This is a genomic window from Mycobacterium sp. SMC-18, from assembly GCF_045310895.1.
In the GTDB taxonomy this organism is placed as follows: Bacteria; Actinomycetota; Actinomycetes; order Mycobacteriales; family Mycobacteriaceae; genus Mycobacterium.
The window spans coordinates 20014-28223 of record NZ_JBJIAL010000052.1 but is presented as its reverse complement, the minus strand read 5'-3'; the positions used below and the strand labels follow the sequence as shown (position 1 = coordinate 28223).

Below are 8210 nucleotides of genomic sequence, written 5' to 3'. Positions count from 1 at the left end.
CGGACTCGGCACCGACCGAATCAACTGGAACGGAGGTCGCCTGAAACAAGCCGATCCACAGGTATTGACAATTCCTCTCCTCGCAATGGTCAACAGCACGCCGGTTTGGGCCGGCACGGACGGTAACTTCCCCGGGGCCAAGACGCCCGACCCCGTCGCCTACGCGAATTTCATGACGCAGGTCGCGACCCGGTACGGCAAGACGATCTCGGCCTACGAGGTGTGGAACGAGGTCAACTGCGTCTGTTTCTACGACCCGATCTCGCCGTCGAGCTACACCGAGTTGTTGAAGGCTGCCTACCCGGCGATCAAGGCGGCCGACCCGACCGCGACTGTCATCGCGGCAGGGCTCGGCAGCGTCTTCACGTTCGGTGGCGTCACCATGAACCCGGTGGATTACGTGAACGGGATGTACGCCGCCGGCGCGAAGGGCTACTTCGACGCGCTGGCGTTCCACCCGTACCAGGAGACGCTGAAGTTCTCGGACGGCGAGAACGTGGTCCTGTCGCCCTTTACCCAGATCCAGAAGATCTACGACCTGATGGCGGCCAACGGTGACGGTCTCAAGAAGATCTGGATCACCGAGTACGGGGTGCCGACCAACAACGTCAGCGAGCACACGCAAGCCGAGTTCATCAAGAACCTCATCGAAACCTGGCAGACGATGTCCACGAATGGCCAGTTCTACGGTGGGCCGATCTTCATCTACACCACGCGCGACGATCAGCCCGGCAGCGGCAAGTTCGGCGTCTTCTACGCGGACTGGATTCCGAAGGAAGCTGCGTTCGTCATCGCGCAGGAAATCCTGCGGCTCAACGGTGTCGGGGGCGTCGAAGGCATCGCGGCGCGGATCCTGGCCGCGGTGCGGCTGGCGATAGGCGCGGTCGTGGACACCGTCGTCAAGATCGGGCAAGCCGTGGTGAAAGTCGCTGACGCTGCCTGGAATGCGTTCGTCGACGTCACCAAGGCAGTGACGCAAGCCGTGGTCAACACGGTCAAATGGGTGGCGAACGCTGTGGTGCAGGGCGTGAAGTGGGTGGCCAACACCGCGGTCGACGTGACGAAGGCCGTGGTTGCGGGCATCTCGAACGTCATCCAGAAGATCGGCGACATCATCCGGCCGCCGGCATCGGTCGCCGCGGTGAACCCGACGGCGGCGCTGAAGGCAGTGGCCACCATGAAAGATGCTGCGGCGGAACTGGGCTCGCCGAAGGCGACGGCTGCGACGAAACCGGAGCCGACGACCGGCGTGAAGGCCGCCCCGGCCAAGGGCACTGACGTCAAGGACGCCGACGGACCGGACGCCGTGAAGGAACCGGCCAAGGAACCGGCCAAGGAAACCGCGGCCGAGCCCGAGGTGAAGCCGGTGGATGAGAAGGCGACAAACCCGAAGCCCGCGAACGTCGAGCCCGACGTGAAGACGCCCGAGGTCAAGGACACGCCCAAGGCAGAGCCCGACGACAAGAAGTCGGTGAGCCAGAAGGACCCGGCGGGAACCAAGAAGGACTCGGATTCCGATACGCCGAAACAAGCCGATGCGCCGAAGCGCGGCAAGGGCAAGAAGGCCGGGCAGCACCCGACCGGCAGCGGCAAGCCGGCGACCGGCCCGGCTGCCGATGACAGCCCGAAGGCCCAGTCGCCGCGTGGGGAGGTGGCGAAGTCGAAGCCGAAGCCGGTCAAGGCGGCTGCCGTTGGGGCATCGGCGCCGGGTGTCGCACACAACGAGTGAGCAAACGTTAGCCAACAATTCTTGATAGCGGTCCGCAGCACACAGTGGCATCATGGAATACATGACATCTGATGGGCTGACAAGGAGTTGGACATGTCTATCAATAAATTCGCAATTGTTGCCGCAGGCGCCCTGAGCTTTGCTGCTATCGGGCTGGGCGCGGGTCAGGCGAACGCCGACAATACCTGGTGGTGGATACCGGCTCCGTCGCCGGGCCACATCGGCCAGTTCTTCGGCGTTCCCCCAGGTCAAGTCGGTCAGTTGCCCTTTGTTCCGCCTCCGGGCCACTGGGACAAGCCGGGCAAATGGCTGCACTAGACCGCGTCTGACAATGACCGCTTCGCTTTCGGCGAAGCGGTCTTTTTATTCATTGACTCGTAAATTTTCGAAATGGCCCCCGGAAATCGTCTCGGCCGCCGGAGAAGAATTGTTCGTATTCGTAAATTTGACCGGTTTCGGCGGCCGGAATCGGCATAATCGGGTGCCATGGGGCGAACTTCGAAAGTGCAGACGAACGGCGACGACGGCGAGAATTCGGGGGAGGTATCGCGCCCGACAAGATCTACCAGGTCCGCGGCTATGTCCTGTCGAACATCACCTTCATCAAAGGCAATACCGGCTGGATCGTCTACGACACCCTGATCTCACCCGAAACCTGCCGCCGGCAAGAAGATCACCCTCAACGTGGACTTCACGGACCTCAAGAAGCAGTACGGCCTCACCGTCGAGAACGGCGTCCTCAACTATGCGGACGGCACCATCCCGAATGCCGACGCCGGGCTGAAACTGACCAAGGCGACAATGAACGAGATTCAGCTCGGCAAAGTCAAACTCGCCGACGCGATAACAGCGAACAACGTCACCGTGGAGGGCAATCGGCAGTCGGTGGACGAGTTCGTCGGACTGCTCGACACCTTCCAGCTCTGGTTCAACATCGTGACGCCGTAACCAGGGCGCATGCTGGTAGGTTTTGGCTCAGCGCGATTCAATCCGGGTGAACCGAAGCAATTGCGTTGAGTCCACCTGCATCTTCGGTAATTGACGATGTCGTACCCCTGTTTGTTGCGTTGACAGCAAACTGGTGCCTTCCTAACGTCCGGGCCAAGCTCGACGACGGAACGACACTGGGAGGCAGCTTGTGGCGCAACCGCTCCAGTCGTCTCCGCGCGCCTCCGCGGCCTGGACGCGCCCCGCTGTGGCGGTCGGCGATTTCATCGTCATGGCAGGCGAGACGTTCGCCGCGATGCTGCGGCCGCCGTACGCCTGGCGCGAGCTGATCGAGCAGATCTGGTTCGTCGCGCGCGTCTCCGTCGTACCGACTGTCGTGCTGTCGATTCCCTACACGGTGTTGATCGTCTTCACGCTCAACATCGTGCTGATCGAGGTCGGCGCCGGTGACCTGTCGGGCGCCGGCGCTGCGCTGGCTTCTGTGACACAGGTCGGACCGGTGGTCACCGCGATCGTCGTGGCCGGTGCCGGTTCGACCGCGATGTGTGCCGACCTCGGCGCGCGAACCATCAGAGAAGAAATCGACGCGATGAAAGTCATTGGCGTCAACCCGATTCCGGCACTCGTCGTGCCCCGCGTCCTCGCCGCGACATTCGTCGCGGCGATGCTCTATTCGATGGTGGCCGTCGTCGGCCTGGCCGGCAGCTACTTCTTCGTCGTATACATCCAGCACGTGACGCCCGGCGCGTTCATCGCGGGCATGACGCTGCTGACGGGCCTGCCGCAGGTGATCGTCTCCCTCGTCAAGGCATTGCTGTTCGGGCTGTCGGCCGGACTGATCGCGTGCTACAAGGGACTTTCGGTCGGTGGCGGCCCGACGGCCGTCGGTAACGCGGTCAACGAGACCGTCGTCTTCGCGTTCATGGCGCTGTTCCTGATCAACATCCTGGCAACCGCGTTCGGCGTGAAAGTGGCGCCATGACAGTCGATGTGGATGTCGACCGCCCGTCACCGCTCAGCGAACTCGCGGGCCAGGCGATCGCGGCGACCCGCCGGCTGGGCGAGCAGACGGCCTTCTACGGCAGTGCGCTTGCCGCCACCGCGGACGCCGTCCGGCGCTATCCGGGCGAGGTGCTGCGGCTCATCGCGGTCATGGGCATGGGGACCGGCGCACTCGCCGTCATCGGCGGCACTGTGGTCATCGTCGGGTTCCTCACGCTGTCCACCGGTGCGCTGATCGCCGTCCAGGGCTACAACACCCTGTCCAATGTCGGTATCGAAGCGCTGACGGGCTTCCTGGGGGCCTTTCTGAACGTGCGCTTCATCGCTCCCGCGACGGCCGGGGTGGCACTCGCGGCCACGATCGGAGCCGGGGCGACGGCACAGCTCGGTGCCATGCGCATCAACGAGGAGATCGACGCCCTGGAAGTGATGGGCATCCGGGTGATCACGTACCTGGCGGCGACCCGGATCGTCGCCGGCGTGGTGGCCGTCGTCCCGATCTACACCGTCGCGGTGTTGATGTCCTTCCTGGCCACCCGGTTCGGGACCACGATGATCTACGGCCAGTCGCGGGGCGTCTACGACCACTACTTCACGACGTTCCTGCACCCCAATGACCTCGCCTGGTCGTTCTTCGAGGCGCTGGCCATGGCGGCCGCGGTGATGGCGGTGCACACCTACTACGGCTTCACCGCCACCGGCGGGCCGGCCGGCGTCGGCGAGGCCGTCGGCCGCGCGGTCCGGACCTCGATCACCGCCGGCGTGTTCATCCTGCTCACCATCACGCTGTCCGTCTACGGCCAGTCCGGCAACTTCCACCTGGCTGGCTGAGCGAATGGCAAAGCGTGCGAACAAAACTCGGCGTGAGCAGATCGACCCGATCTGGTGGGCGCCTGTCCTGGTGATCGTGGTCGTCGCCATGACCGCGATGACGTGGCTGTTGTTCTCCGGATCGCTGCGCGGATTCGTGCCCTTGACCCTGATCTCCGACCGCGCCGGTCTGGTCATGGAGGACGGCGCGAAGGTGAAGCTCCGGGGCGTGCAGATCGGCGAGGTGGAATCCATCGGCAGCCGGACAGATACTGCGGGACACGTACTTTCGACGCTGAAACTCCGGATGTACCCCGGGCCGTTCGCGCAACTGCCGGGCAATGTCGAAGCGCAGATCCGATCGAGCACCGCGTTCGGCGCCAAGTACGTCGAACTGAATGTGCCGTCGACCGGTCCGAGCGGCGGCCACCTCCGATCGGGTGCGGTGCTGCAGTCACAGAACGTGACGGTCGAGGTCAACACCGTGTTCGAGAACCTCCAGTCGGTGGTGCAGGTGATCGACCCGACGAAGCTGAACTCGGTGCTCTCGGCGGTGGCCGAATCGTTGCGCGGCAAGGGCGACGTCATCGGCCAGGCGATCACCGATGCGAACCACGTTCTGCTGGAGGTGAATCCGCGCATGGACACCGTGCGCAAGGATTGGCAGTTGTTCGGGCAGACCGCACAGGCGTATTCGGCCGCGGCACAGGACATCGTGTCCATCCTGGATTCGTTCTCGACCACCGCCACCACGATCACCGGCCAGTCGAAGGAACTCGACGGCCTGTTGTTGTCGGCGGTCGGCTTCTCGCAGTCGGGCATCGACACCATCGGCGCCAACCAGACTGCCCTGGCGCGGGCGATGGAACTGCTGCGACCGACCACCGCACTCCTCGAGAAGTATTCGCCGACGTACACCTGCCTGTTCCAGGGCGCGCAATGGTTCCTCGAACACGGCGGCCGATATGCCATGGGCGGCAACGGGAAATCGGTGATCATGGATGTCGGATTGCTGGCCGGTGCCGATCCCTACCGGTTCCCCGACAACCTGCCCGTCGTCAATGCCAGCGGCGGACCCGGCGGCAAGCCGAGTTGCGGTTCGCTGCCCGACGTCAGCAAGAACTTCCCGGTCAAGTACCTGGTGACCGACACCGGTTACGGTGACGGCCTGGATATGCGGCCCAACCCCGGCATCGGTTTCCCCGGTTTCGCCAACTACTTCCCGGTGACCAAGCCGCAGCCCGAACCGCCGCGAATCCGGTACCCGGGTGGTCCGGCTCCCGGGTTGCCCGGTGTCGAGATGGGCGTACCCCAACCTGAGCCGGGGTCACCATGAGAAGCCGGATTCGCGGGACCGTGACCCGCGTCGTGATCTTCACCGTGGTCAGCCTGCTCTTCATGTTCGGGCTGCTGACGGTGTTCGGGCAGTTCCGTTTCGATTCGCGGGCTTCCTACCAGGCGGTGTTCAGCAACGTGTCGGGGTTGAAGGGCGGCAACTTCGTCCGTATCGCCGGCGTGGAGGTCGGGAAGGTCAAGAGCCTCGACTTGCACAAGGACGGCACCGTCACCATCGACTTCGCGATCGACAGGCAACTGACGCTCACCGAAGGCACCACCGCGACCGTCCGCTACGAGAATCTGATCGGCGACCGCTACCTGGCGCTCGAGGAAGGCCCCGGGTCGGTGCGCAAACTCCTTCCGGGCCAGACGATCCCGTTGTCCCGGACGTCGCCGGCATTGGATGTCGACGCGCTCATCGGCGGCTTCCGACCACTGTTCCGTGCGCTCGATCCCGATCAGGTCAACGCGTTGAGCGGTGAGCTGCTCCGGGTGTTCCAGGGCCAGGGCGGCACCATCTCGTCGGTGCTGGCCCAGACGTCGGCCCTGACGACAACTTTGGCGGGCCGGGATCAGCTCATCGGTGAGGTCGTCACCAACCTGAACACCGTGCTGGGGACGTTCGCGGCGCGTGACACACAGTTCGCCGACGGCCTGGACAAACTGTCGCAACTCGTCCAGGGTTTGGCCACCCGCAAATCCGACATCGCGACCGGGGTGGCGAACATCAACAGCGCGGCGCGGTCGGTCGCCGACCTGCTGACCGTGGCGCGCGAGCCGATCAAACAGACTGTGCAGCAGACGGATCGGGTGTCCGGCCAGATCGAGGCGGACCACGCCTACGTCGACGAGCTGGTGCGGACGCTGCCGGACGCGTACCAGATTCTTTCTCGCAACGGCCTGTACGGCGACTACTTCAGCTTCTATCTCTGCGACGCACTGCTGAAGTTGAATGGAAAGGGCGGCCAACCGGTGTACGTCAAAGTGGCCGGCCAGGAGTCGGGGCGGTGCACGCCGAAATGACGCGCATCAAGCTGAACATCAAGCCCCTGGCCGAACGTAACCGGTTGGCGGTTGGCGCGACCGGCATCGCGCTGATCATCGCGATCGTCGTCGCCGCTTTCAGCTACGACAAGATCCCGTTCATCAAGGGGACCTCCGACCACCAGGCGTACTTCGCCGATGCCGGCGGGATCAAGACGGGCAGTGACGTGCGGGTGTCTGGGCTGGGCGTCGGACGGGTCTCGGGAATTCACTTGGAGGGAGCCAAGGTTCGGGTGGATTTCACGGTGCGTGATGGCGTCGAACTGGGCGACCGCACCGAGGCCGCCATCAAGACCGAGACGGTGCTGGGTACCAAGGTGCTGGAGCTGACGCCGCGCGGTGACGGAAACCTGAACGGCCCCATCCCGATTGAACGCACCACCTCGCCGTACGATCTGCCGGCGGCGCTCGGTGATCTGACGACCACCATCAGCGGTCTGGACACCACCCAGCTGTCTTCGGCACTCAAGACGCTGGCGCAGACGTTCCAGAACACGCCACCCGATCTGAAGTTGGCGCTGGAGAGCGTGGCGCGCTTCTCCGACACCCTCGGTACCCGCGATGCCAAGCTGCGCCAGCTGCTCGCCGATGCCAACAAGGTGACTTCGGTGCTGGCCAAGCGCAGTGACCAGATTGCGCAGTTGGTGGTCAACACCGACGCGCTGCTGGGTGAGATTCTGTCGCAACGCAATTCGGTCGAGACGCTGATGGCCAACATCAGCGCCGCCACCGTGCAGCTCTCCGGTCTGGTGCAGGACAACCGGACGCAACTGAAGCCGGCCGTCGACAAGCTCAACGGCGTTCTCAGCATCCTCGACAACCGGAAGAAGGAGCTGCAGCGCACGCTGTACCTGCTGCGCAGGTATGCCATGTCGTTCGGCGAAGTGCTCGGTGCCGGGCCGTTCTTCAAAGCGTCGCTGGTGAACCTGTTCCCGGGTCAGTTCGATCAGCCGTTCATCGACGCGGCGTTCTCCGACCTGGGATTGGACCCCAACGTGCTGCTGCCGTCGCAGCTGACCGAGCCCGGCGCCGGTCAGCCGGGTACCCCGCCGCTACCGTCGCCGTATCCGCGCACCGGCCAGGGTGGACCGCCGAATCTCACTCTGCCCGAGGCGATCACCGGCAATCCCGGAGATCCGCGCTACCCCTATCGGGAACCGCTGCCCGCGCCGCCACCGGGAGGCCCGGCACCCGGACCGCCGGCCCTGGCTCCGGCCCCTGGCGAGGTGCCGCCGCCGACGGTCCCGCCCCCGACGCCGCTCCCGCCGTCGAACAATTCGCACACCGGTTCGCCCGGTGTGGTGTCAGATCCCGTTTCGCCCGTCGGAGGGAGGTGACC

Annotated in this window: 8 protein-coding genes; all 8 read left to right on the top strand. The window is 64.6% G+C overall.

Features of this window, described 5'->3' with window-relative positions:
* Nucleotides 1-85: 85 nt before the first annotated feature.
* On the top strand, nt 86-1729 hold the full coding sequence (locus ACJH6J_RS27180) for a hypothetical protein (RefSeq protein ID WP_406804819.1): 1644 nt from the start codon (nt 86-88) through the stop codon (nt 1727-1729).
* A 93-nt stretch (nt 1730-1822) separates the two neighbouring features.
* Nucleotides 1823-2047, top strand: coding sequence for a hypothetical protein (locus ACJH6J_RS27175; RefSeq protein ID WP_082934678.1), 225 nt, complete (start codon nt 1823-1825; stop codon nt 2045-2047).
* 366 nt (nt 2048-2413) lie between these two features.
* Complete coding sequence (locus ACJH6J_RS27170; protein WP_244872726.1) at nt 2414-2677, top strand: alkyl sulfatase C-terminal domain-containing protein; 264 nt, start codon at nt 2414-2416, stop codon at nt 2675-2677.
* A gap of 271 nt (nt 2678-2948) precedes the next feature.
* Entirely contained in the window at nt 2949-3659 is a 711-nt protein-coding gene (locus ACJH6J_RS27165) for an ABC transporter permease (protein WP_051128409.1), read from the top strand.
* Nucleotides 3656-4510, top strand: a complete 855-nt coding sequence (locus tag ACJH6J_RS27160; protein WP_244872727.1) for an ABC transporter permease — start codon at nt 3656-3658, stop codon at nt 4508-4510. Before ACJH6J_RS27165 ends, ACJH6J_RS27160 begins: the two co-directional genes overlap by 4 nt.
* A gap of 4 nt (nt 4511-4514) precedes the next feature.
* Nucleotides 4515-5825 (top strand): MCE family protein, encoded by a 1311-nt coding sequence (locus ACJH6J_RS27155; protein WP_406774474.1) that lies wholly within the window; start codon nt 4515-4517, stop codon nt 5823-5825.
* Nucleotides 5822-6850, top strand: a complete 1029-nt coding sequence (locus ACJH6J_RS27150; protein WP_406804818.1) for an MCE family protein — start codon at nt 5822-5824, stop codon at nt 6848-6850. Before ACJH6J_RS27155 ends, ACJH6J_RS27150 begins: the two co-directional genes overlap by 4 nt.
* Nucleotides 6847-8208 carry an MCE family protein gene (locus ACJH6J_RS27145; RefSeq protein ID WP_406774476.1) on the top strand — a complete coding sequence of 454 codons (1362 nt, stop codon included), beginning with the start codon at nt 6847-6849 and terminating at the stop codon, nt 8206-8208. Before ACJH6J_RS27150 ends, ACJH6J_RS27145 begins: the two co-directional genes overlap by 4 nt.
* The last annotated feature ends 2 nt before the right edge of the window (nt 8209-8210 follow it).

Coding starts and splice junctions, on each gene's coding strand:
- ACJH6J_RS27180 (WP_406804819.1), top strand. CDS start 86: ATGGTCAACAGCACGCCGGTTTGGGCCGGCACGGACGGTAACTTCCCC.
- ACJH6J_RS27165 (WP_051128409.1), top strand. CDS start 2,949: ATGGCAGGCGAGACGTTCGCCGCGATGCTGCGGCCGCCGTACGCCTGG.
- ACJH6J_RS27150 (WP_406804818.1), top strand. CDS start 5,822: ATGAGAAGCCGGATTCGCGGGACCGTGACCCGCGTCGTGATCTTCACC.
- ACJH6J_RS27155 (WP_406774474.1), top strand. CDS start 4,515: ATGGCAAAGCGTGCGAACAAAACTCGGCGTGAGCAGATCGACCCGATC.
- ACJH6J_RS27175 (WP_082934678.1), top strand. CDS start 1,823: ATGTCTATCAATAAATTCGCAATTGTTGCCGCAGGCGCCCTGAGCTTT.
- ACJH6J_RS27160 (WP_244872727.1), top strand. CDS start 3,656: ATGACAGTCGATGTGGATGTCGACCGCCCGTCACCGCTCAGCGAACTC.
- ACJH6J_RS27145 (WP_406774476.1), top strand. CDS start 6,847: ATGACGCGCATCAAGCTGAACATCAAGCCCCTGGCCGAACGTAACCGG.